At 71.2% G+C, this 22,141-nt stretch carries 18 protein-coding genes; all 18 read right to left on the bottom strand.

Features of this window, described 5'->3' with window-relative positions; genetic code table 11:
• Window positions 1-20: 20 nt before the first annotated feature.
• The 18 genes from dnaE to QSK31_RS03610 all read right to left on the bottom strand — a co-directional run bounded on the left by dnaE (window position 21) and on the right by QSK31_RS03610 (window position 22,134).
• Complete coding sequence (gene dnaE / locus QSK31_RS03695; protein ID WP_285680900.1) at window positions 21-3,554, bottom strand: DNA polymerase III subunit alpha; 3,534 nt, start codon at window positions 3,552-3,554, stop codon at window positions 21-23.
• Window positions 3,555-3,633: 79 nt separating this feature from the next.
• The gene (locus QSK31_RS03690; RefSeq protein ID WP_285680899.1) at window positions 3,634-5,271 is read right to left on the bottom strand and encodes a MinD/ParA family ATP-binding protein; all 1,638 of its coding nucleotides are present in this window, start codon (window positions 5,269-5,271) and stop codon (window positions 3,634-3,636) included.
• Between the two features lie 165 nt (window positions 5,272-5,436).
• Window positions 5,437-6,399, bottom strand: coding sequence for a hypothetical protein (locus tag QSK31_RS03685; protein WP_285680897.1), 963 nt, complete (start codon window positions 6,397-6,399; stop codon window positions 5,437-5,439).
• Between the two features lie 187 nt (window positions 6,400-6,586).
• Entirely contained in the window at window positions 6,587-7,471 is an 885-nt protein-coding gene (locus tag QSK31_RS03680; RefSeq protein ID WP_285681408.1) for an RluA family pseudouridine synthase, read from the bottom strand.
• Between the two features lie 38 nt (window positions 7,472-7,509).
• Window positions 7,510-8,061 carry a signal peptidase II gene (gene lspA, locus QSK31_RS03675; RefSeq protein ID WP_352244358.1) on the bottom strand — a complete coding sequence of 184 codons (552 nt, stop codon included), beginning with the start codon at window positions 8,059-8,061 and terminating at the stop codon, window positions 7,510-7,512.
• Window positions 8,062-8,078: 17 nt separating this feature from the next.
• Window positions 8,079-8,486 (bottom strand): TraR/DksA family transcriptional regulator, encoded by a 408-nt coding sequence (locus QSK31_RS03670; protein ID WP_285680895.1) that lies wholly within the window; start codon window positions 8,484-8,486, stop codon window positions 8,079-8,081.
• Between the two features lie 200 nt (window positions 8,487-8,686).
• Window positions 8,687-10,222 carry a potassium/proton antiporter gene (locus tag QSK31_RS03665; RefSeq protein WP_285680893.1) on the bottom strand — a complete coding sequence of 512 codons (1,536 nt, stop codon included), beginning with the start codon at window positions 10,220-10,222 and terminating at the stop codon, window positions 8,687-8,689.
• Window positions 10,219-10,539 carry a DUF167 domain-containing protein gene (locus QSK31_RS03660; RefSeq protein ID WP_285680891.1) on the bottom strand — a complete coding sequence of 107 codons (321 nt, stop codon included), beginning with the start codon at window positions 10,537-10,539 and terminating at the stop codon, window positions 10,219-10,221. Before QSK31_RS03660 ends, QSK31_RS03665 begins: the two co-directional genes overlap by 4 nt.
• A 646-nt stretch (window positions 10,540-11,185) precedes the next feature.
• Window positions 11,186-13,042 (bottom strand): hypothetical protein, encoded by a 1,857-nt coding sequence (locus QSK31_RS03655; protein WP_285681440.1) that lies wholly within the window; start codon window positions 13,040-13,042, stop codon window positions 11,186-11,188.
• A 41-nt stretch (window positions 13,043-13,083) separates the two neighbouring features.
• A complete protein-coding gene (locus tag QSK31_RS03650; RefSeq protein ID WP_285680889.1) occupies window positions 13,084-13,905 on the bottom strand; it encodes a DivIVA domain-containing protein in 822 nt (273 codons plus the stop codon).
• Window positions 13,906-13,948: 43 nt separating this feature from the next.
• Window positions 13,949-14,257 carry a YggT family protein gene (locus QSK31_RS03645; RefSeq protein WP_285680886.1) on the bottom strand — a complete coding sequence of 103 codons (309 nt, stop codon included), beginning with the start codon at window positions 14,255-14,257 and terminating at the stop codon, window positions 13,949-13,951.
• Between the two features lie 23 nt (window positions 14,258-14,280).
• Window positions 14,281-14,997 (bottom strand): cell division protein SepF, encoded by a 717-nt coding sequence (locus QSK31_RS03640; RefSeq protein WP_285680884.1) that lies wholly within the window; start codon window positions 14,995-14,997, stop codon window positions 14,281-14,283.
• A 215-nt stretch (window positions 14,998-15,212) separates the two neighbouring features.
• The gene (locus tag QSK31_RS03635) at window positions 15,213-15,923 is read right to left on the bottom strand and encodes a YggS family pyridoxal phosphate-dependent enzyme (protein WP_285680883.1); all 711 of its coding nucleotides are present in this window, start codon (window positions 15,921-15,923) and stop codon (window positions 15,213-15,215) included.
• Window positions 15,924-15,978: 55 nt separating this feature from the next.
• Window positions 15,979-17,106 (bottom strand): cell division protein FtsZ, encoded by a 1,128-nt coding sequence (gene ftsZ, locus QSK31_RS03630; protein WP_285680882.1) that lies wholly within the window; start codon window positions 17,104-17,106, stop codon window positions 15,979-15,981.
• Between the two features lie 305 nt (window positions 17,107-17,411).
• Window positions 17,412-18,179 (bottom strand): cell division protein FtsQ/DivIB, encoded by a 768-nt coding sequence (locus QSK31_RS03625; RefSeq protein ID WP_285681402.1) that lies wholly within the window; start codon window positions 18,177-18,179, stop codon window positions 17,412-17,414.
• A 7-nt stretch (window positions 18,180-18,186) separates the two neighbouring features.
• Window positions 18,187-19,632: a UDP-N-acetylmuramate--L-alanine ligase gene (murC, locus tag QSK31_RS03620; protein WP_285680880.1), complete on the bottom strand. Its 1,446-nt coding sequence runs from the start codon at window positions 19,630-19,632 to the stop codon at window positions 18,187-18,189.
• Window positions 19,633-19,660: 28 nt separating this feature from the next.
• Window positions 19,661-20,770, bottom strand: coding sequence for an undecaprenyldiphospho-muramoylpentapeptide beta-N-acetylglucosaminyltransferase (gene murG, locus QSK31_RS03615; RefSeq protein WP_285680878.1), 1,110 nt, complete (start codon window positions 20,768-20,770; stop codon window positions 19,661-19,663).
• Window positions 20,770-22,134 carry an FtsW/RodA/SpoVE family cell cycle protein gene (locus QSK31_RS03610; protein WP_285680876.1) on the bottom strand — a complete coding sequence of 455 codons (1,365 nt, stop codon included), beginning with the start codon at window positions 22,132-22,134 and terminating at the stop codon, window positions 20,770-20,772. The genes murG and QSK31_RS03610 overlap by 1 nt, the downstream gene beginning before the upstream one ends.
• Between the last annotated feature and the right edge of the window lie 7 nt (window positions 22,135-22,141).

Below are 22,141 nucleotides of genomic sequence, written 5' to 3'. Positions count from 1 at the left end.
TTCGATCCTGCCAGGCCCGCTCAGGCCACCGCGGACGGGCCGAGAATCATCTTCAGGTCGGCACGTAGCGCCGGGGTGGGCGCCACCTTGAAGCCGCCCAGCCGCATGACCGTGGTCCGGCTGCCGTTCACCAGGTTGACGTGCACCTCGCAGGTGCCCGGGTGCGCGACCAGGATCTCCTTGAGTTCGCTGACCAGCGGCGGGGTGCACCGGGTGATCGGCATGGTCAGGGTGACCGGCTTGGTGTCCGGGTTGTGCGTGACGTCCGGCAGGGACATGTCCATCGCCATGATGCGCGGGGTGTCGTCGCGGCGGTCCACCCGGCCCTTGACGATCACGATGGCGTCCTCGGCGATGTACTGGCCGATCACCTCGTACGTGTTCGGGAAGAACAGCGCCTCCACGCCACCGGCCAGGTCCTCCAGGGTGGCCGACGCCCACGGCCGGCCCTGCTTGGTGATCCGCCGTTGCACGCCGGTGAGGATGCCGGCCAGCGTGACGATCTGGCCGTCCGGGATCGAGCCCTCCTCGTTGAGCGAGGCGATGGTGGCGTCGGCCGAGTTGCTGAGCATCTGCTCCAGGCCGGCCAGCGGGTGGTCGGAGACGTAGAGGCCGAGCATCTCCCGCTCGAAGGCCAGCTTGTCCCGCTTGTCCCACTCGCCGTCGCCGATCGGCGGCATCGCGACCGTGGCCGCGCTGCCCCCCTCGGTGTCGCCGAACGCGCCGAACAGGTCGAACTGCCCGGCCGCCTCGTTCTTCTTCACATCCGCGTACGCGTCGATCGACTCGGCGTGCACGGCGAGCAGCGCCTTGCGGGAGTGGCCCATCGAGTCGAAGGCGCCGGCCTTGATCAGGGATTCAATCGTCTTCTTGTTGCAGGCGACGGCGTCCACCTTGGACAGGAAGTCGTAGAAGTCGGTGTAGCGACCCTTCTCGTTCCGGCACCGGGCGATCGCGTCCACCACGTTGTGACCGACGTTGCGGACCGCGGCCAGGCCGAAGCGGATGTTCTTGCCGACCGGGGTGAACGGGCCGGACGACTCGTTGACGTCCGGCGGCAGGACCTGGATGCCCATGCGCCGGCACTCGGCCAGGTACATCGCCATCTTGTCCTTGTCGTCGCCGACACTCGTCAGCAGCCCGCCCATGTACTCGGCCGGGTAGTTCGCCTTGAGCCAGCCGGTCCAGTAGGAGACCAGGCCGTACCCGGCGGTGTGCGCCTTGTTGAACGCGTAGTCGGCGAACGGGACCAGGACGTCCCAGATCGCCTTGACGGCCTCCTCGGAGTAGCCGTTGTCCTTCATGCCGTCCCGGAACGGGATGTACTCCTTGTCCAGGACCTCTTTCTTCTTCTTGCCCATCGCCCGGCGGAGAAGGTCGGCGTTGCCCAGCGAGTACCCGGCCAGGATCTGCGCGGCGCGCTGCACCTGCTCCTGGTAGACGATCAGCCCGTAGGTCGGGCCGAGGATCTCCTCGAGCGGTTTCTCCAGCTCGGGGTGGATGCCGGTGATCTCCTGCTGCTTGTTCTTGCGCAGCGCGTAGTTGGTGTGCGAGTTGGCGCCCATCGGGCCGGGCCGGTAGAGCGCCAGCACCGCGGAGATGTCCTCGAAGTTGTCCGGTTTCATCAGCCGCAGCAGCGAGCGCATCGGCCCGCCGTCGAGCTGGAAGACGCCGAGCGTGTCGCCACGCGCGAGCAGGTCGTAGGTGGCCTGGTCGTCCAGCGGCAACGCCAGCAGGTCGACGGACTTGCCGTGGTTGAGCTCGATGTTCTTCAGCGCGTCCGTCATGATCGTCAGGTTGCGCAGGCCCAGGAAGTCCATCTTCAGCAGGCCGAGCGTCTCGCAGGTCGGGTAGTCGAACTGCGTGATGATCACGCCGTCCGAGGCGCGGCGCATCAGCGGGATGTGATCGATGATCGGCTCGGCGCTCATGATCACGCCGGCCGCGTGCACGCCGGTCTGCCGGATCAGGCCCTCGATGCCCCGCGCGGTGTCGATGACCTTCTTGACGTCCGGGTCGGTGTCGTAGAGCGTGCGGATCTCGCCGGCCTCGCCGTACCGCTTGTGGTCCTTGTCGAAGATGCCGGCCAGCGGGATGCCCTTGCCCATGACATCCGGCGGCAGCGCCTTGGTGATCCGGTCGCCCACCGCGAACGGAAAACCGAGCACCCGCGACGAGTCCTTGATCGCGGCCTTGGCCTTGATCGTGCCGAAGGTGGCGATCTGGGCGACCTTGTCCTCGCCCCAGCGGTCGGTGACGTACCGGATGACCTCGCCGCGCCGGCGCTCGTCGAAGTCGATGTCGACATCCGGCATGGACACGCGCTCGGGGTTGAGGAACCGCTCGAAGATCAGGCCGTGCGGCAGAGGATCGAGGTCGGTGATTCCCATCGCGTACGCGACCAGCGAGCCGGCCGCCGACCCACGGCCGGGACCGACCGCGATGCCCTGCTTCTTCGCCCACTGGATGAAGTCGGCGACCACCAGGAAGTAGGACGGGAAGCCCATCTGGATGATGATCCCGAGCTCGTACTCCGCCTGCTTGACGTGGGTCTCCGGGATGCCGTCGGGGAACCGGCGCTTGAGTCCCTCGAACGCCTCGTGGCGGAAGAACTCCTCCTCGGTGAAGCCGTCCGGCACCGGGAACCGGGGCATCAGGTTCTTGAACGTGAACATGCCCTCGGTGTCGACCCGCTCGGCCACCAGCAGCGTGGTGCGGCAGCCCTCCTGCCAGGCCTCCGACGAGTCCACCGCGCGCATCTGGTCGGCCGACTTGACGAAGTAGCCGTTGCCGTCGAAGCGGAACCGGTTGGGGTCGGCCACGTTGCTGCCGGTCTGCACGCAGAGCAGCACGTCGTGCGCCGCCGCCTGCTCCTCGTAGACGTAGTGCGAGTCATTGGTGACCAGCGGCGGGATCCCGAGTTTCTGCCCGATCTCCAGCAGGCCGTCACGGACCCGTTTCTCGATCGACAGCCCGTGGTCCATGATCTCGAGGAAGTAGTTCTCCTTCCCGAGCGCCTCCTGGTACATCGCCGCGGATTTCAGCGCCTCGTCGAACTGGCCCAGCCGCAGCCGGGTCTGCACGGCGCCGGACGGGCAGCCGGTGGTGCCCATGATGCCCTCGGCGTGCTCCGCGATGACGTCGAAGTCCATCCGCGGGTACTTGCCGAGCTGGCCCTCCATCGAGCCGCGCGAGTTGAGCCGGAACAGGTTCTTCAGCCCGACCGCGTTGCGCGCCCACATCGTCATGTGCGTGTAGGCGCCGCTGCCGGAGATGTCGTCGCTCTTCTGCTCGGGACGGCCCCACTTGATCCGGGTCTTGTTGAAGCGGGACTCCGGCGCCACGTACGCCTCGACGCCGATGACCGGCGTGATCCCGGCGGCCGTCGCCTGCTTGTAGAAGTCGTACGCCCCGTGCATGTTGCCGTGGTCGGTGATCGCCGCGGCCGGCATGCCGAGCCGGCTCGCCTCGGCGAGAAGCTCCTTGATCCGGGCGGCTCCGTCGAGCATCGAGTACTCGGTGTGCACGTGCAGGTGCACGAAGGAGTCAGACACCCGAAGCCCCTCTCGCCGCCGATTTTCGCGATCCCGAGCCTAGACCCGATCACCCCGCGACCGACGGACGGGCGCGCCCTTATTCGGCGAACGGCTCGATCATCATCGACGCCGCCTTGATCCACGCGGCGCGCGTCTCCGGCTGCAGATCGGCGTACTCGATCGACGACCCGACCTCGAGAGACGGGTCGTAGGGCACCACCGCGACGGCCCTGGTCCGGGTGCCGAAATGCTTGACCAGATCGTCCAGCAGCGGGGCCTTGCCCGCCGACGGGCAGGAGATCAACGTCACCGCGTTGGCGACCAGATCACCCTGACCGGTCTCGTCGAGCAGGTCGAGCATCCAGTCCGCGGTGAACGCGGCGTCCTCGCGCGGGACCGTGGTCACCACCAGCTGGTCGGCCGCCCGCATGACGGTCTGCCAGTTGACGCTCTCCACGTTGTTGCCGGTGTCCACGCAGATCACGTCGTGGGTGCGGCGCAGCAGGTCCATCACCCGGCGCACGGTGTGCTGATCGAGCCGCTGGGCGAAGCGCGGATTCTCCTCGCCGGCCAGCACGTCGTACGAACCGTCCGACGCGTGCCGCAGGTACCCGTCAAGCTCCTGGAGGAGAGCGTCGCCGTGCATGTTCTCGATCTGGAGGAGATCGTGCAGCAGGTGCCGGATGGTCCGGGCGTGCCGGGCGCTGCCGGCGCGCAGGCCGAGCGTCCCGCGCAGCTCGTTGTCGTCCCAGGCCAGGACGCCGCGTCCGCGGACACTGCCGATGGTCGCGGCCGCCAGCACGGTCGCGGTGGTCTTGTGTACGCCGCCCTTCGGGTTCGCGAAGGCCAGCACCCGTGGCGTGCCGACCTTGCGGCGCAGGATCGACACCGCGCGGTCGGACTCCTGCGCGGGCGCCGCCTGCCGCCACTCGATCCGGGCCGGCGCCGGGGAGGCCGGGGCGACCGGCGAGGCCATCGGGGGCGGTGCGAGCGGGGGCGCCGGCTGGGGAACGGTGACCGCGCCGCGGTAGGCCTGCGGCGGGGCGGTCGGCGGCACGGCCGGGGACGGGCCCGGGTTGAAGTAGCTGTGCGGCTGCGCCGGCGCCGGAGCGGGCGCGGCCTCGGCGCGGCCGTGGAAGCCCTCGGCGATGCGGGACCGGCGCGGCTCCAGCGGGTTGGCCGGGCGCTGCTCCAGCGGGTTCATCGGCCGCTGGTCCAGCGGGTTCATCGGCCGCGGCTCGGCCGGCGGGGGCGCCGGGCGGGCCGGGCGGGCCGGGGTGCGCCGGTCGAGGGGGTTCACCGGGCGGCGGTCGAGCGGATAGGCCGCCGCGCGGGCGGGCGGCTCATACCCGTTCTGGTCGTGGCCGTTGCCCTGGGCGTCAAAGCCGTTGGGCTGGGCGTCATAGCCGTTGGGCTGGGCGTCATAGCCGTTGGACTGGGCGTCGTAACCGTTGGGCTGGGCGTCGTAGCCGTTCTGCAGGGCCTCGTAGCCGTTCTGCTGGGCGGGCGCCTCGGGGCGGGCCGTCTCGGGCAGCCAGGACCGGCGGTCCAGTGGGCGCATCGGCAGCGGCTGGGAGGGCGTCGCCGGGCGTCGCGGCTCGGGCGGCTGCGGCTCGGGCGCCGGCTCCTCCTGCTCCTCATGAGTCCGGGAGCCGTGCCGTGCCCGGTCCAGCAGGCCCCGCCAGCGGCGCCCGGAGTCCGCAGGCCGGCCCCAGCCGGTCTCGGTCCCGTCCACGGCTCGTCCTCCCTGCGTAGCTCGATGGTTCCTCTGGCGTTTCCTCTGGCCGGCGGGCGTGGCCGCCACGCAACAGGCTACGGAGCCGAACCCCGTTCGGGCCACTCCCCAGCGGCCCGTCCCTGACCGCCGGGCGGCCCATCGGATGCTCGGCCGACGAGGTTTCTAACGCGTGGACCCCCCGCCGGGTTCGCCCGCCGAGCGCGCCGGAGCGCCGGGTGGGGAGGTCGGGGCTGGTGCGGCGGGTACGGCAGGGTGCTCCTCCGAATCCGGGGAAGAAGAGCCGGATCCCGCCGAGGGGGCAGCGGGCTGCTGGGGTGAGGCAGATATCACAGTGGCCCCGAGCGACGAGGGTACTGGCGTCGGGGTTGCAGTAGCAACCATCGAAGTGCCGCCGGGTGCCGGGGTGATCGCCGTGCGTGGCGAATCTGGCTGCTCAGGCAGGGGTGGACGGAACTCCACCCGGTCCAAACGGCGCACTTCGGGCGCCGGGTCGACGGCCCGCACCTCGGCCCGGCCGGCGATGCCCCGCAGGGCGGCCGGGTCGGCGTGCACCACCGCGGCGAAGACGCAGGCACAGCGCGCCCGATAGGCGTGGGCTTCGGCCGCGGCGGTGTCGGCTGCCCTCGCGTACGCCCGGCGCAGCCGTGTCTGGTCGTTTCCCGCCCCGTCCAGGTCGCGGCTGAGACGGCCGTAGTCGGCCCGTTCCTGATCCCGCGCGCCGGCCGTGGCCAGCATCCCGGCGACCACATCGTCCGGCACGCGGTACGCCGGGATCCGCACCACGCCGGCCCTGGCGTGCCCGATCGGCGCCCGGGCGTACACCTGGGCCACGGCGCTGCCACTGAGCACCGACGGCAGCTCGCCCGGCGGCACATAGCCGGAGAGCGACACCAGGGCCCAGGTCGGCCCGGCGGCCGGCAGGGACGCGAGCTCGCCGCGGCTGCTGTCCAGATAACCCGGCACGGACTGGCCCTCGACCACCCCGACCCGGACCACGTCCGGCGACGGTGGCGCGGCCGTCTCCGGCGGATCGTTGCGGTCCGCCGTCCACATGATGATCATCAGCAGCGAAGCGGCCGAGGCCAGAGCGAAGCCGGTCGCGATGCGCTGACCGGCCGCGGCCATCGGGCCACCCCTAGGCCCGATCCCGGGGATCACCCAGGGCTACGGAGAGGTCCAGAGCGCGCCTGACAGCGCCCGAGAAACGCCCACATACAACGCCGGTATGCGGACATTTCTCGATCAATGTCAGCCACACTCTGGACCTCACCTCGCACTTGGGTGATCCCCGGGATCGGGCCTCAACTGGTGGTCAGTTCGCCTCTCGGAGCAACGTGAGCGCGTGCTCCAGATCATCAGGGTAGTCCGACACGAAACGCACTTCATCTTGAGTGCGCGGATGCACGAAGGCGAGCTCCTTGGCGTGCAGCCACTGCCGGGTCAGGCCCAGCCGGGTGGCCAGCGCCGGATCGGCGCCGTAGGTGACGTCGCCCACGCACGGGTGCCGCATGGCCGAGAAGTGCACCCGGATCTGGTGGGTCCGGCCGGTCTCCAGCTGCACGTCGATCAGGCTCGCCGAGCGGAACGCCTCGTGCGTGTCGTAGTGAGTGACGCTGGGCTTGCCGGAGTTCATCACCGCGAACCGGTAGTCGGCGGTCGGGTGCCGGTCGATCGGCGCGTCGATGGTGCCCCGCAGCGGGTCGAGGTGGCCTTGCACCACGGCGTGGTAGCGCTTGTCCACCTCGCGCTCCTTGAAGGCACGCTTCAGGGCGGAGTAGGCCACCTCGCTCTTGGCCACCACCATCAGCCCGGTGGTGCCGACGTCGAGCCGGTGCACCACACCCTGGCGCTCGGCCGCGCCGCTGGTCGCGACGTTCTGTCCCATCGCCGCCAGGCCGCCGATCACAGTCGGGCCGGTCCAGCCCGGGCTGGCATGCGCGGCCACACCGACCGGCTTGTCCACCACGACGAAGTCGTCGTCGCTGTAGACGATCTTGAGGCCGTGCACCGGCGTGGCCACGATCGACGGGGCGGCCACCGGCGCCGGCAGCGTGACCTCCAGCCAGGCGCCGGCGGAGACCTTGTCGGATTTCGGGCGCGGCACGCCGTCGACCATCGCGTCACCCGCCTCGACCAGGGTCGCGGCGGCGGTGCGGGACAGGCCGAAGAGCCGGGAGACAGCCTGGTCGAGGCGCATGCCGTCGAGGCCGTCCGGCACGGGGAGGGATCTGGTGGTCACGGTGCTTTCTTATTCGCTTTCGCAGGGGTTCGGGTGCCGTCGCGCTGGCGGCCGGTGAGCTCGAGGAGCACGGCGAGCACCACACCGACGCTCAGGCAGGCGTCGGCGACGTTGAAGACCGCGAAATACTCCGCGTACGGTCCGAAGAGGCTGACCATGTCGACCACGTGGCCGTGCATGAAACTCGGGGCGCGGAACAGCCGGTCGATCAGGTTACCCAGCGCGCCGCCGAGCACCAGACCCAGCGCCAGCGCCCAGGGCACCGAGCGCAGCCGACGTGCCATGAACCCGATCCACGTCACCACGGCGACCGTCACCAGCGGGAAGACCCAGGTGAAGTTGCTGCCCAGGCTGAACGCGGCGCCGCTGTTGCGCAGCAGGGACAGGTAGATCAGTCCGCCCAGGACGCGGACCGGCTCGCCCTCGACGAGCTCGTTGGTCGAGATCTCCTTGACCACCTGATCGATGATCACGGCGAGGACGGCGACGACACCGAGCACGAGCAGCACCCGGCCCGGGGACCGCCTGGCAGCGACCGGCTCGGTCACCGTGGCCTCATCGGCGTTCAGCGTCGCTCCTCCAGCTGCTTGCAGGACACGCACAGGGTCGCGGACGGGAACGCCGCCAGCCGCTCGACCGGGATGGCGTTACCGCATTTCTCGCACCAACCGTAGTTCCCCTCGCCGAGGCGGTCGATGGCGCGTTCCACCTGAGTGATCCGCTCCAGCAGATTGTTCGCCAGAGTGATCTCCTGCTCACGCTCGAAGGTCTTCGTGCCGGTGTCGGCGGTGTCGTCGCCGGCCGAGTCGTCGAGGCGGTCACGCTGCAGCTCGGCGATCTCGGTGAGCGTCTGGTCGTACTCGGCCTGCAGCTCGTCGCGACGCTCGACCAACGCGGTGTTGATCTTCTTGGTCTCCGCCGCGCTGCGCGTCCGCTTGGTCGAGGCCGACTTCGTCTCGGTTGCCTTGGCCATGGCTACTCCCTCGGCCGCGCACCCGGCGCGGAATCTCTGCCCCCTACGTACCAAAACGGCGCGGCGACCAGGGTCGCACACACCGGAGGCTGGCAACGATACGGAACGTGAAGACCAGCGACAACACGGCGCACCGGCACCGCCCCGTCAACCGGGGCGAAACGCCCTGGTCACAGGTCGGATACCCGACGTTGTCCGGTTCACGCGCGCGGCTCGTCGCCCTTTTCGCCGAACCAGCGGGCCAGCCTCCCCCGGCGGCTCACCGCCCGGAGCCGGCGCTCGGCCACGTCCCGGGCATCGGCGGTGGCCACGATCAGCAGCGCGTCGCCCGACCGCAGCCGGGTGTCCGGCCCCGGCACGAAACCGGCGCCGTCCCGCACCACCAGCGTGATCGCCGCGCCAACCGGCAGCCGCAACTCGTCGATGTGCACCCCCGCCAGCCGCGACCCGGGCGGAATGTCCACCTGGAGCAGGTCCGCGTTCATCCTCTCCAGCGGCGCCGTCTCCACGTGCAGCTCGGTCGCCTCGCCCGGCGCGGTCACCCCCAGCAGGCGTGCCGCCGGCGCCAGCGTGCCGGCCTGCAGCAGCGTGAAGATGATCACGAGCACGAAGACGGCGTCGAACAGGCCGTCCGCGCCCGGCGTACCCAGGGAGAGCGGAATCGTGGCGAGCACGATCGGCACCGCGCCGCGCAAGCCCGCCCAGGACAGGAAGGCACTCCCCCGCCAGCCGATCCGCATCTCCGGCCGCCGCGGCCCGCGCACCGGCCGGGCCAGCACCGCCGACACCACCACCGACAGCGGCCTGGCCAGCAGCACCAGCGCCACGCCCACCACCAGCGCCGGGACCAGCGCACCGGCCAGCCGGCTCGGCGACACCAGCAGGCCCAGCAGCACGAACAGCCCGATCTGGGCCACCCAGGCCAGCCCGTCGGCGAACCCGAGGATCGACCGGCGATGCGGCAGCCGCGCGTTCCCGAGCACCACCCCCGCCACGTAGACCGCCAGGAAACCACTGGCGTGCATGACAGCGCCCGAGGCGTACGCGAGGAACATGAGCCCGACCGCCGCGATCGGATAGAGCCCCGACGAGGGCAGCGCGGCGTTGCGAAGCAACCAGCGCCCCACCACCGCCACCAGCCAGCCCAGCGCGCCCCCCGCGGCCAGCTCGTAGAGCACGATGACCAGCTCATGCCACCAGGGGTGCGGCATCGGTCCCGCGGTGGACAGCAGCACCACCAGCAGGACCACCGGGGCGTCGTTCATGCCCGACTCGGCCTCCAGCGTCGCCACCAGCCGCGGAGGCAGCCGCAGCCGCCGCAACGTCGCGAACACGGCCGCGGCGTCCGTCGACGACAGCACCGCGCCGTAGAGCAGGCTCAGCTGCCAGCCCAGCCCCAGAACGAGGTGCACGGCGAGCCCGACCACCGCGATGCTGACCGCCACCCCGACCGTCGCCAGCACGGCCGACAACCCCAGCACAGGCTTGAGGGTGGTCCAGCGGGCGGTCAGCCCACCCTCGGCGATGATCATGATCAGGGCGCAAAATCCGAGGGTACGGGTGAGCTCCGCGTCGTCGAACTTGATCCCGAGGCCCGACTCCCCGATCAGCATCCCGATCAGCAGGTAGAGCAGCAGACTGGGCAACCCCAGCCGGGTCGACACGCGCACCGCGGCCACGGCGACCAGCAGCACCGCCGCGCCGATCAGCAGGGCCTGATCCAGGTTCCCGCTCACGTTCGCAGTTCTCGAAGCAGGGCGGCGACCGCGCCGGGCTCGGCGTCGACCGTGAAGACCTTGTCCCGGCTGGTGGCGCCGAGCTTGAGCGCGACCGCCGCCGGCCGGACCCCGAACGCCGCCGCGAGCGCCCGCCGGACCGCCTCGGTCGCCTTGCCGTCGACGGGCGGGGCGTTCACGGCGACGACCAGGGCGGGCCCGTGCGGTCCGTCGTAGCGGCCACCGACAGCGGTGCGGGCGGCGCCCGGACGGACCCGCACGGCGACGGTCACGCCCGCGTCAGGGGCGCTCCTCGCCGGGGTCCGCCGCTTCGCCACGCCCCATTGTCTCGATCTTTGTCACCGCAAGCGCACCGGGGTCACGCCGCGACATTGCGTGACAGCCCAACCAAGATCGTCTACGCCTCGCGCGCGGCCCGCGTGAGGTCGAGGCGGGTTGCCGGCGCGGCGGCGCGGCATGGGTTGCCGGGCCGGCGCGACGCGGGCTGCCAGGCCGGCGCGACGCGGACTGCCGGCCGGCGCGACGCGGACTGCCGGCCGGCGCGACGCGGACTGCCGGCCGGCGCGACGCGGACTGCCGGCCGGCGCGACGACGCGACGCGGACTCCCGGCCGGCGCGACGACGCGGCACGGATTGCCGGGCCGGCGCGACGCGGGCTGCCAGGCCGGCGCGGCCGCGTCTCACGCTCTCTGCCGCCGCTCAGGCCCAGGGCAGTGGTAGCTCACGGCGGTATGCGCGCGGCCGATGCCGCTTCTGCCTACCACTACCACTCCGGGTGGTGGAGCAAGGCGGCATCCAGGCTGCCGATGCCGCTCTCACCTACCACGATCGCTGACGGCGGTAGGTCCAGGCGGACATCCGGCTGCCGCGGGCCGGGTGTCACCGGCTCGGACTGATGCGGGCCGGGTGTTAATGGCTCGGACTGCGCGTCCAGGGCCGCCGGATCCGGGCGACGCGCGGGGGTCAGAGCTGGTTGGAACGAGCGACCAGGCGGTCGACCGGGCGGCACAGGCCGCACGGGTTGAAGCCGAGTTCGACGGCTTCGCTCACCGGGAGGCCTTCGGTCAAACGGCCGACCAGGTGGGGGCAGTCTGACAGGTGGTAGCGCGGGCGTCCGTCCACGACCAGGACCTCGGCGTCCATCCGTGCGACCTGGACCGCGTCGCTGGGGTGGACAGCCTGCGGCAGCGGCTCGTCGGCGGGATCGTCCTCGTCCGCCTCGGCGAACTCCTCCTCGTCGTCCGCCTCCGCGAAGCCGTCGGCCGACGAACCCGGACCCGAGGAGCCCGGACCCGAGGAGCCCGGACCCGAGGAGCCCGGACCCGAGGAGTCCAGACCCGAGGAGCCCAGACCCGAGGAGCCCAGACCCGAGGAGCCCAGACCCGAGGAGCCCAGACCCGAGGAGCCCAGACCCGAGGAGCCCAGACCCGAGGAGCCCAGACCCGAGGAGCCCGAGGCCGAGCCCGGACCCGAGAGGCCCGGACCGGACGACCCTGGACCGGAAGAGCCGGCTGCGGACAGGCCGGAGGCGAACGAGCCGGAAGTGGTCGAGCCTGGAGCGGAAGGGTCGGCAGTGGACGGGCCCGAAGTGTCGGCCCGGTCTGGGGCGGGCTCGTCCAGCAGCAGCGGCTCGTCGTCGAACGACTCCGCCTTGCGGGTGCCGGGGTCGGTGAGCGTCGGGTCGGTGCGCCACGACTCCGGGCGGGAATCCGAGCGGGTCGAGCCGATCACCGAGGAGGCGCGGTCGAAATCGGGCTCGGTGGTGAAGCGATCACGGCCGGCGCCGGGCTCGCCGGACGAGCCCGGGACCGACCCGAAGTCGGCGGAAGCATCACGGGCGGAGCCGGAACCCTCGCGGGTCGCGCCGCCCCCGAAGCCGCTGGAGGCGTCACGGGCAGAGCCGGCGGAAGCGTCACGGGAAGAGCCGGCGGAAGCGTCACGGGAAGAGCGGTCGCCGGGCTCGGGTTCGAGAAGGTCGTCGTCCTCGTCGTCCAAGATCGGGTCAGACGCGGAGAAATCGGAATCCCCGTCGCGACGGGAACGACCCGCGCGGGCCGCGTGCGGCGGCGCATACTGATCGGCCACGGAAGCGGCCGGCGGCGGCGCGTGCTCGTCCGCCACAGCGGCAGGCGGCGGCGCGTACTCGTCTGCCACGCCGGCGGCGGGAGGCGGCGGGGGCGGGAAGTCGTCGGCGCGGGACTCGGACGAGCCGGGCGGCGGGGGCAGGAAGTCCTCGCGGCCGATCGGGGCGTAGTCGGCGACCGGTCCGGGCGGCGGCGGGAAGTCACCGGCCACGGCACCGGCGGGCGGGGGCGGCGGCGGGAAGTCGTCCACGGCGGTGGAGCGGTACTCGCCGGGGCGGCGGTCACCCTCGGCGGCAGGCGGGAAGCCTCCGGCGGCGGAACGGCGGTCACCCTCGGCGGAAGACAAGAGGTCGCCCGAGGACAGCGACTCGTCGGAGGGCGGGAAGTCGCCGGACGGCGAGCCGGGACGGCGGGCCCGGTCGGCGGCGCGGGCGCCCTGGGCGGCGCGGGCACCCTGCGCGGTGTGGGTGCCGGCGGGCCCGGTGGAGGTGCGTGCCCCGGCGGTGGCGAACTCGCTGGGCGGCCCGGCCAGGAACGGGTCGGCCTCGGGGGACTCAGGTACGCCTTGCGCGGCGCGGCGGAGCGTGGCCGCGCGGCGGGCGCCGATGACCAGGGCGACCGCGGCGAGCAGGCTGGCCACGATCGAGCCGATGAGCATCGAGCTCGACCCGTCCGCCAGGCCTAGGACAAGCAGCGTCACCGCGACGAGGATGAGCAGCAGGGTCACAACGATCATGGCTCATCCTCGTCGAGGTGCAGCCGGCCGACGACGGACTGTCAGCGGCCGGATTCGATGGAGTTGGCGCGGCTGCCGCCGTACGAGCCGGCGAGGCCCGCGGCGGCGAGGCCACCGGAACCGCCGACCGCACGACCCGCGTCGGCACGGGCGATCTCGGCCTCCAGGCCCTGCCCGCGTCCGTCGAGGTCACGCAGCTGGCTCTCCAGGTACGCCTTGAGCCGGGTGCGGTACTCCCGCTCGAACTGCTTGAGCTCCTCGATGTGCTTCTGCAGCGCGGAGCGCTTCGCGTCGAGGCCGCCCATGGCTTCCTGGTGGCGCTGGCGGGCGTCCCGCTCGAGGGCATCCGCCTTGGCGCGTGCCTCGCGGGTGACCTCCTCGGCCTTGGACCGGGCGTCGGACAGCAGCTTGTCGGCCTCGCGCCGGGCGTCGGACACGTGGTCGTCGGCGGTGCGCTGGGCCATCATGAGCACCCGCAGTGCCTGCTGCTCGCCGTCGCCGCCGCCGGAAGAGGTGGAACCGGCGCCGACGGGGCCCTGCGCGCGCACCTGGTCGAGCTCGGCCTGCATCTGCCGTGCGGCCTGCTCAGCTGCGGCCTTGTCCCGCTGGATGCGGTCCAACTGGGCCTTCATGTCGTTGAGCTCGGCGGCCATGCGGGGGTCGGCACCCGGGACGGCTGGAGCGCCACCCCGACCGCCGCGCTCCACCTGGGCGCGCAGCTCGTTGTTCTCCTCGATCAGACGGGCGAGTTCGCGCTCGACCTCGTCCAGGAAGGCGTCGACCTCCTCCTCGTCATACCCCCGCTTGCCGATCGGAGGCTTCTTGAAGGCGACGTTGTGCACGTCGGCCGGGGTCAGCGGCATCGAAACTCCTCGGGTCAGTTGCGGCCGCGTGGGGCGGGCCCATCTAGACGCTGAAGGTCATGATGAGGCGCGCTAACACGAAGTTCAAAAGCACGAACAGGATAACCAGCAGGACCAGGGACGCCAGGTCCACGCTCACGTTACCAATTCGAAGCGGTGGGATCACACGCCTCAACGCCTTGAGGGGCGGATCAGTGACGCTCCACACCGACTCCATTACGGCCGACGCGCCCCGCCCGGGCTGCCATCGGCGCCCGTACTGCAGCACCGCACCCAGGACGAAGCGCGCCAGCAGAGTCAGAAAGAAGACGTAAGTCAGTAGATAGAGAACCTGGAACAGGATCGACAGCACGTGGGTGGTTTCCCTCGTTCGGGTCAGCTCTGGGTGAAGAAACCGCCCTCAGCGATCTTGGCCTTGTCCTCTGCGGTGACCTGGACATTCGCCGGTGAGAGCAGGAAAACCCGGTTGGTCACGCGCTCGATCGTACCGCGCAGGCCGAACGCGAGTCCGGCGGCGAAGTCGACCAGCCGGCGGGCGTCACTCTCGTCCATCTCGGTGAGGTTGATGATCACCGGTACGCCGTCGCGGAAGTGCTCACCGATCGTCCGCGCTTCCCGGTAGGTCGTCGGGTGCAGCGTGGTGATCTGGTAGCGCTGGTCTTCCTCGGCGATCCGCTGGTGAACCTGCACCTGAGGCGCGAGTGCCAGATTGTCCCGCGTCGGGTAGCGCTCCGCGTGCGAGTTGTCACTGCTGGTGCTGGAGCGTGTGATGGGACGAACAGTGGCCCGCTCGGCGTGGTCGTCACGCTCGGCCGCGGCCCGCTCCTCTTCCTCGAGCTCGGCGACGGCGCGTTGAAGCCGGCCGCTGTTGCCCCGGCCGCGCTCGGCGGTGCGGGTGCGCTGGATCGGCGCGGGCTCCTCGACCTCTTCGTCCTCGTCGGCGAACTCGTCGGCGTACCGGTAACCGGAGTCCCGGTCGCGCTCACGCTCGCGGTAACCACTGGTCTCGCGGTAGCTGCGGTCGTCGTACGCGCGATCGTCGTCCTCCTCGACGAGACCGAGCCATACACCCGCCTTGCGCAGAGCACTCACGCTGTCACCTCGTCCCGCTCGGCGCCGAACCGACCGTCCATTGCCCCCACCTCGATTCCACTGTGCGGCCCGCACCCCCAAGCCCGGGCCGCTTCCCCCCTTGCACGCGCCTGACGCACATGCGCTGCGCTGTCCGGGCGTGACCGGCTGTATTCCCCCAGGAATGGCCGGTCACGCGTAAACAACACCTATGTAGTTTGCTGCCCGCCGCAAGGCTACCGCAGGCTGTTTCGCATCCCGAGCAAAGAAGTGCCGATCCGTACGTGTGTCGCTCCGTGCCGGATCGCCTCTTCCAGGTCCCCGCTCATGCCCGCGGAGACCGCGGAAGCGGAGGGGTGCTGAGCGACGAGTCGCCCGGAAAGCTCCCGCAACGAAGAGAACGCCACGTCCGGAGAAATACCGATCGGCGCCACCGCCATCAACCCGCCGAGTCGCAGGGACGGCGCCGAGGCCACCGCGTCGACGACCTCCCACAGTGCATCGCCGTGCGCTCCCCCGCGCCCGGGCGAATCGTCCAAGCTGGCCTGGATCAGCACGTCGAGCGGCTCTTCCCGCAGGTCAGCGGCCGCTTTGGCCAGCGCCGCGGCGAGCCGGACCGAGTCCACGGACTCCACGACATCGGCGTATCGGACCACGGAGCGGGCCTTGTTGCGCTGCAGCTGCCCGACGAAGTGCCAGCGCGGCGTGGCGCCGGCCGCGCGTACCTCAGCAGCTTTTGGTCCTGCGTCTTGATCCTTGTTCTCGCCGACGTCCGTGACACCCAGCGAGGTCAGGAGCACCACGTCACTGGCCGGATAGGTCTTGGTGATGGCCACCAGGGTGACCTCGTCCACCGACCGGCCGGCCGCCGAGCAGGCGCGCGCTATCCGCTCCCGCACCTCACCGAGGTTGCCGGCAAGCTGCGCGCGCCTGTCGGTGCTAGCCACCGATGCCTGGTCCTCCGGACCGCACGGAGAACCCGGAGCCTTCGGACACAAGCATTTAGGAGCCGTTCTTCAAGAAGTCCGGCACGTCCACATCGTCGAAGAGGACCCGGCGCGGCGGCGGCGTGGTGGCCGCGGGCGGCGTCGAGGGCACCGGGATCGGCGAGGTCGGCGTGACCGCCGGCGGCGAGCTCGGCTGCGGCACCTTCCGAGTGGTCTCGACCGGCTTGTACGAGGGCGTGCCCCCGTCGAAGCCCGCCGCGATCACGGTGACCCGCACCTCGTCGCCGAGCGCGTCGTCGATGACCGCGCCGAAGATGATGTTGGCGTCCGGGTGGGCCGCGTCGGTGACCAGCTGCGCCGCGTCGTTGATCTCGAACAGGCCGAGGTCGGACCCGCCGGCGATGGAGAGCAGCACGCCACGGGCGCCGTCCATGCTCTGCTCCAGCAGCGGGCTGGAGATCGCCTTCTCGGCGGCCTCGACCGCGCGGTTGTCGCCGCGCGCCGAGCCGATGCCCATGAGGGCGCTGCCCGCGCCGGACATCACGCTCTTCACGTCGGCGAAGTCCAGGTTGATCAGACCCGGCGTGGTGATCAGGTCGGTGATGCCCTGGACGCCGGACAGCAGCACCTGGTCGGCCTGCCGGAACGCGTCCATCATGCTGATCCCGCGGTCGCCGAGCGCGAGCAGCCGGTCGTTCGGGATCACGATCAGCGTGTCGCACTGGTTGCGCAGCTCATCTATGCCGGACTCGGCCTGCACCTGGCGGCGCTTGCCCTCGAACGAGAACGGCCGGGTGACCACGCCGATGGTGAGCGCACCAAGTTTACGGGCTATCTGCGCCACGACGGGAGCGCCGCCGGTGCCGGTGCCGCCGCCCTCGCCGCAGGTCACGAAGACCATGTCGGCGCCCTTGAGGACCTCTTCGATCTCGTCGCGGTGGTCCTCGGCGGCGTTCTTGCCGACCTCGGGCTGCGCGCCGGCGCCGAGGCCGCGGGTCAGCTCACGGCCGACGTCGAGCTTGACGTCGGCGTCACTCATCAGCAGCGCCTGCGCGTCGGTGTTGATCGCGATGAACTCGACGCCCTTGAGCCCGACCTCGATCATGCGGTTCACGGCATTGACGCCGCCGCCACCGATGCCGACCACCTTGATGACGGCTAGGTAGTTGTGTGGAGGAGTCATCGGGCTCTGCCTTCCCTTCCAGGGTTGGCGGCAGGGGAAGGCCCCTTGCGGATCCGTATTGTCGTCGGACCGCACTTCGTCTGCCGCAGCCGTACAAGGGAGGGCGAGGAAACCCTCACCCTCTACTAGAGGCTTACTTTTATGTCAACCATCGAACCTCTGGTCGCTACGTAAGCAGCCGTCACTGCTCAAACCAAGGACCCTCGCGGCGTGTCGGGGACCGCTTACGTGGCGGAATTCCGATGAAGCCGTAACCTCCGCCGTAAAGCTCCGTTTATGCGCGTGTGTCCGATTAGTCCCGTGGGTTACCGGATCGTCACGACTGCCGGGGCGCTCACGTCGATCGTGTCGCCCTTCTTCTTCAGCAGAGCAGTCGAGACCTGCGCCTTCGTCTCGCTCTCCGAATCGTCGCCCCAGATCACCGTCCGGTCCTTGCGGAGCGAGAGCTCGATCCGCGCCGGCGCCGGCACCGAGATCTGCAGCAGTTGGTCACGCAGCTCCTCGCTGAGCGAGCCGAGCACAGTCAGCATCGCCTTCGTCTCCACGTTGTCCGGGCCAGGTGCCGCCAGCGCGGCGAGCGGGATGCCCGAAGGCTTCCGCTCGACCGTCCGGAACGGCACGCCCTCGCCGTCGACCAGCGTGAACTGCTTGCCCGCGCGGACCGCGGCGACCGGGGTCCGCTCGACCACCTCGACCACCACGGCCGCCGGCCAGCTGCGGGACACCACGGCGTGATCGACGGCCGGCAGGCTCTGCACCCGGTCCCGGATCGCGTCCAGGTCCATCCGGGCCAGCGGCTCGCGCATCGTGACCGCCGCCGCCTGCTCGACCTGGGCGGTGCTCAGCGTGTCGGCGCCGACCACCCGCACCTCGCGGACGCCCAGCACCGGGGTCGCGTACACCATGTAGAGCAGGCCGCCGATCACCAGCAGCACGCCCAGACCGACCGCCCAGGGCAGCGCCGCCTGGAGCCGGCGCTGCCGGGCGCGGGCCATGAACCGGCGCACCGAGGACGGCACCGCGTCGGTGTCCGCCCGGACCAGCCGCCAGTTCCGCCCGCCCCCGCCGGCCATCATGCGATCAGTTCCCGTCCGGCGCGCCGGCGTCCGGCGCGTCCGTCAAGGCGGCCAGCAGCTCGTCGCCCATCAGCGAGATCGGCGGCGCGCCCATCGTCACCACCACGTCGCCGGGCCGGCTGCGCCTGAGCACCTCGGCCGGCACGTCCTCCCAGGACGGCACGAAGACCTTGTGCGCGGCGGGCAGGTCGATCGCCGCGGTCAGCGCGACGCCGCCCTCGCCCGGCTGCCGGGTCTCGCCCGGCCCGAACACCTCCATGCAGATCACCTCGTCGGCCAGCGCCAGCCCCTCGGCCAGCTCGGCCTGCAGGTCGCGGGTGCGGTAGACGCGGTACGGCTGGAACACCACGATCAGCCGCCCGTCACCGGCCACCTCGCGCAGCGTGCGCAACGCCGCCTTCACCGAGGTCGGGTGGTACGCGTACTCGTCGTAGACCCGGACGCCGGCGGCGATGCCCTTGCGCTCGAACCGGCGGCGGACCCCCGGGAAGGAGCGCAGCGCCTCGACGATCGACGGCAGCGGGATGCCCAGCTTGAGGGCGGTCAGGACGGCCGCCGCGCTGTTCAGCCCCATGTGCGTGCCGGGCAGCGCCAGCTTGATCTCGCCGAGCGACTGCCCGCCCATCGTCGCGTGGTAGCGCACGCCGCCGGTGGCCGAGGAGACGTGCGAGATCCGCAGGTCGGCCGCCTCGCTCTCGCCGTACGTGAAAACGGTCCTGCCCTCGGCGCGCAGCGTCTCGATCAGCCCGTGCACCCCCGGGTCGTCGGCACACGTGACCACGAAGCCGTCCGCGTCGGTGAGCCGCGCGAAGTCGAGGAACCCGGCCTTCAGCCCGTCGAGGTCGCCCCAGTTGTTGAGGTGGTCGCCCTCGATGTTGGTGATGATCGCCACGTGCGGGCGGTAGATCAGGAACGACTTGTCGCTCTCGTCGGCCTCGGCCACGAAATGCGGGCCGGTGCCATGGTGGCCGTTGGACCCGGCCTCGGAGATCTCGCCGCCGATCACGAACGACGGGTCCTGTCCGGCGTGCTGCAGGATCACCGTCATGATCGAGGTGGTGGTGGTCTTGCCGTGGGTGCCGGCCACCGCGATGGCCTGCCGGTTGGTCATCGCCGCGGCGAGCGCCTCGGAGCGGTGCAGCACGCGCAGCCCCCGCCGGCGAGCCTCGGCCAGCTCGACGTGGTCGTACGGGATCGCGGTCGAGTAGACGACCGTGTCCACACCGTCCAGGTTGGACTCGACGTGGGACATGTGCACCGTGCCGCCGAGAGCGCGAAGCGCGGCCAAGGTGGGCCACTCGCGCAGTTCAGAGCCCGAGACGGGTACGCCACGAGTCAGCAACAGCCGCGCCAGCCCGCACATGCCGACGCCGCCGATGCCGATCAGGTGCACGCTGCCCAGGTCCTCGGCGGTCAACTCGCCGGCCGGCGTCAGCTCCGCCGTGTTCACGCTGTCACTCCCCTACTCATCGGCCTGCTCATCGCTTCGCCACTGCTTCCACCACGTAGTCGACCAAGGCCTCGTCGCCGTCCCGCCGCCCGTACGCGGCGGCCTCGGCGCTCATCTGACGCAACCGCTGCGGGTCGCGCGCGAGCGGGATCACCGTACGCTCGACCCACTCCGGGGTCAGCTCCGCGTCCTCCGCCATCAGCCCGCCGCCCGCCTCGACCACCGGCAGCGCGTTGCGTTTCTGCTCGCCGTTGCCCCACGGCAGCGGCACGTAGACGGCCGGCGCACCGACCGCCGTGGTCTCGGCGACCGTGATCGCGCCGCCCCGGCACATGACCAGGTCGGCCACCGCATAACCGAGCTGCATGTCGGCGAGGTACGGCACCACCACGTACGGTGCCGGCAGCTCGGGCGGGACCTCGAACGGGTCGTTGCGCCCACCCTGGACGTGCAGCACCTGGACGCCGGCGTGGGTCAGCGCCTTGGCCGCGCCGGACACCGCGAGGTTGATCGAGCGGGCGCCCTGCGACGCGCCGAAGACGAACAGCACCGGCAGGTCGGGCCGAAGTCCGAAGTGGGCCAGCGCCTGGGGGCGCAGCGCCGCACGGTCCATCCGGGCGATCGAGGTACGCAGCGGGACACCCACCACCCGAGCATCGCGCAACGCCTCGGACTGCTGGGGCTGGTGCGGGAAACCGACGGCGACATTTCTGGTGAACTTCATGCCGAGCTTGTTGGCGACGCCCGGTGGCACGTTGACCTCGTGGATCACCATCGGCAGCTCACGGCGCCAGCCCGCCAGGTAGGCGGGGACGGACACGTAACCGCCGAAGCCGACGACCACGTCGGCCTGGACCTCGTCGATCACCCGGCCGGCGGCGTGCGCCGATTTCCACATCCGGTCCGGGGTGCGGATCAGGTTCATGTTCAGCGACCGGGGCAGCTGGTGCACGGGGATGACGCGCAGGTCGTACCCGGCGCCGGGGATGATCTCGCGCTCCATGCCCTTCTCCCCGCCGAGGGCGGTGATCCGCACCTGGGGGAAGGCCCGGCGCAGCGCGTCGGCGAAGGCGAGCAGCGGGTAGATGTGACCACCGGTGCCTCCTCCGGCGACCACCACCGACCGCAGCGATGCCATCACCGCCTCCTCTCACCCCCCGCCCTCGCGGGTGCCTGCTTCGCAAGAGGCCGCCGCGGCGGGGGTAGCGGCGGCAGCGGGGCCCAGACTAGCCGGACCCATCTCGACGGCGGACGGGCGTTCAAGGCCCGGGCCGCGTCCGGTTCCGCGCGGGCGAAGGAGGCGAGCATGCCGATCGCGGCGAGCGTGACGACCAGCGCGCTACCACCGGCGGAGATGAACGGCAGCGGCAGGCCGGTGATCGGCAGCAGGCCCACCACGCCGCCGATGTTGATCACGGCCTGGGCGACCAGCCAGGTGGTGATGCCGGTGGCGGCCAGCCGGCGGAACGGGTCGTCGACCCGGCGGGCGATCCGGAAGCCGGTGTACGCGAGAACCGAGAACAGCGCCAGGATCACCACGCAGCCGACCACGCCGAGCTCCTCGGCGACCACCGCGAAGATGAAGTCGTTGTCCGCCTCGGGCAGCCAGTCCCACTTGAGCGCGCTCTTGCCCAGCCCGACGCCGAACCAGCCGCCCTCGTAGATCGCCGACCGGCCCTGCAGCAGCTGGTAGCAGGCGCCCTGGAAGCAGTCCTCGGGCGGGTTGAGGAAGGAGGTGAGCCGGGCCAGCCGGTAGTTCTGCTCGCCCACCTCGCCGGAGCCGGCGCCCCGGGACGCGGCGGCGATCAGCAGGCCGACGCCGGAGAGCCCGAGCACGCCCAGCGCGGCGAACACCCGCAGGCGTACGCCGGCCGCCCAGAGCAGGCCGACGATCAGCGCCAGCAGCACCAGCATGGTGCCCAGGTCGTTGTAGCCGACCAGGACGAAGAGCAGGCCGACCAGCGGGAACAGCGGCATCGCCAGTTCACGCCAGTGGCCCAGGGCGGCGCCCTTGCGCGCGATGATGTCGGCGCCCCACAGCACCACGCCCAGCTTGGCGAGCTCGGAGGGCTGGATGCCGATCGGGCCGATGTAGAGCCAGAGCAGGCGGGCCTCGAACGGGCCGAGCTTGGCGGTGTGCACGGCGCCCACCGACTCGAGCAGCACCAGCAGGTCGAGCAGGGCCAGCAGGGCGATGGCCAGGCCGAGGATCCACGGGCCGAGGGCGCGCAGGGTGCGCGCCGGCAGCCGCTGGCAGACCCAGAACCCGAGCAGGCCGAGCGCGGCGAAGACCGCCTGGTTGCGGATCGCGCCGAACGCGTCACCGTGTTCCGCGTACGCCTTCACGCTGGTCGCCGAGAAGACCATGGTGAGCCCGATCAGCAGCAGCAGGCCGCTGCTCGCGATCAGCAGGTAGTACGAGGACAGCGGCCGCGCCAGCATCCCGTGGACGGCCGGCAGGTACTGCCGGCTGAACGACGGCTTCTTCTGGTCCTCCCCCATGTCCGTC

The organism is Actinoplanes sp. NBRC 103695, assembly GCF_030269485.1.
In the GTDB taxonomy this organism is placed as follows: Bacteria; Actinomycetota; Actinomycetes; order Mycobacteriales; family Micromonosporaceae; genus Actinoplanes.
This window is presented reverse-complemented; position numbering and strand designations above follow the sequence as displayed.

What these genes read in the sequence shown, in the direction of transcription:
- QSK31_RS03625 (WP_285681402.1), bottom strand. Translation starts at nt 18,179, where the DNA reads ATGGCCGGCGGGGGCGGGCGGAACTGGCGGCTGGTCCGGGCGGACACC.
- QSK31_RS03650 (WP_285680889.1), bottom strand. Translation starts at nt 13,905, where the DNA reads ATGCCGCTGACCCCGGCCGACGTGCACAACGTCGCCTTCAAGAAGCCT.
- QSK31_RS03655 (WP_285681440.1), bottom strand. Translation starts at nt 13,042, where the DNA reads ATGATCGTTGTGACCCTGCTGCTCATCCTCGTCGCGGTGACGCTGCTT.
- QSK31_RS03680 (WP_285681408.1), bottom strand. Translation starts at nt 7,471, where the DNA reads ATGCGCCTCGACCAGGCTGTCTCCCGGCTCTTCGGCCTGTCCCGCACC.
- QSK31_RS03685 (WP_285680897.1), bottom strand. Translation starts at nt 6,399, where the DNA reads ATGGCCGCGGCCGGTCAGCGCATCGCGACCGGCTTCGCTCTGGCCTCG.
- QSK31_RS03610 (WP_285680876.1), bottom strand. Translation starts at nt 22,134, where the DNA reads ATGGGGGAGGACCAGAAGAAGCCGTCGTTCAGCCGGCAGTACCTGCCG.
- QSK31_RS03670 (WP_285680895.1), bottom strand. Translation starts at nt 8,486, where the DNA reads ATGGCCAAGGCAACCGAGACGAAGTCGGCCTCGACCAAGCGGACGCGC.
- murG (WP_285680878.1), bottom strand. Translation starts at nt 20,770, where the DNA reads ATGGCATCGCTGCGGTCGGTGGTGGTCGCCGGAGGAGGCACCGGTGGT.
- ftsZ (WP_285680882.1), bottom strand. Translation starts at nt 17,106, where the DNA reads ATGACTCCTCCACACAACTACCTAGCCGTCATCAAGGTGGTCGGCATC.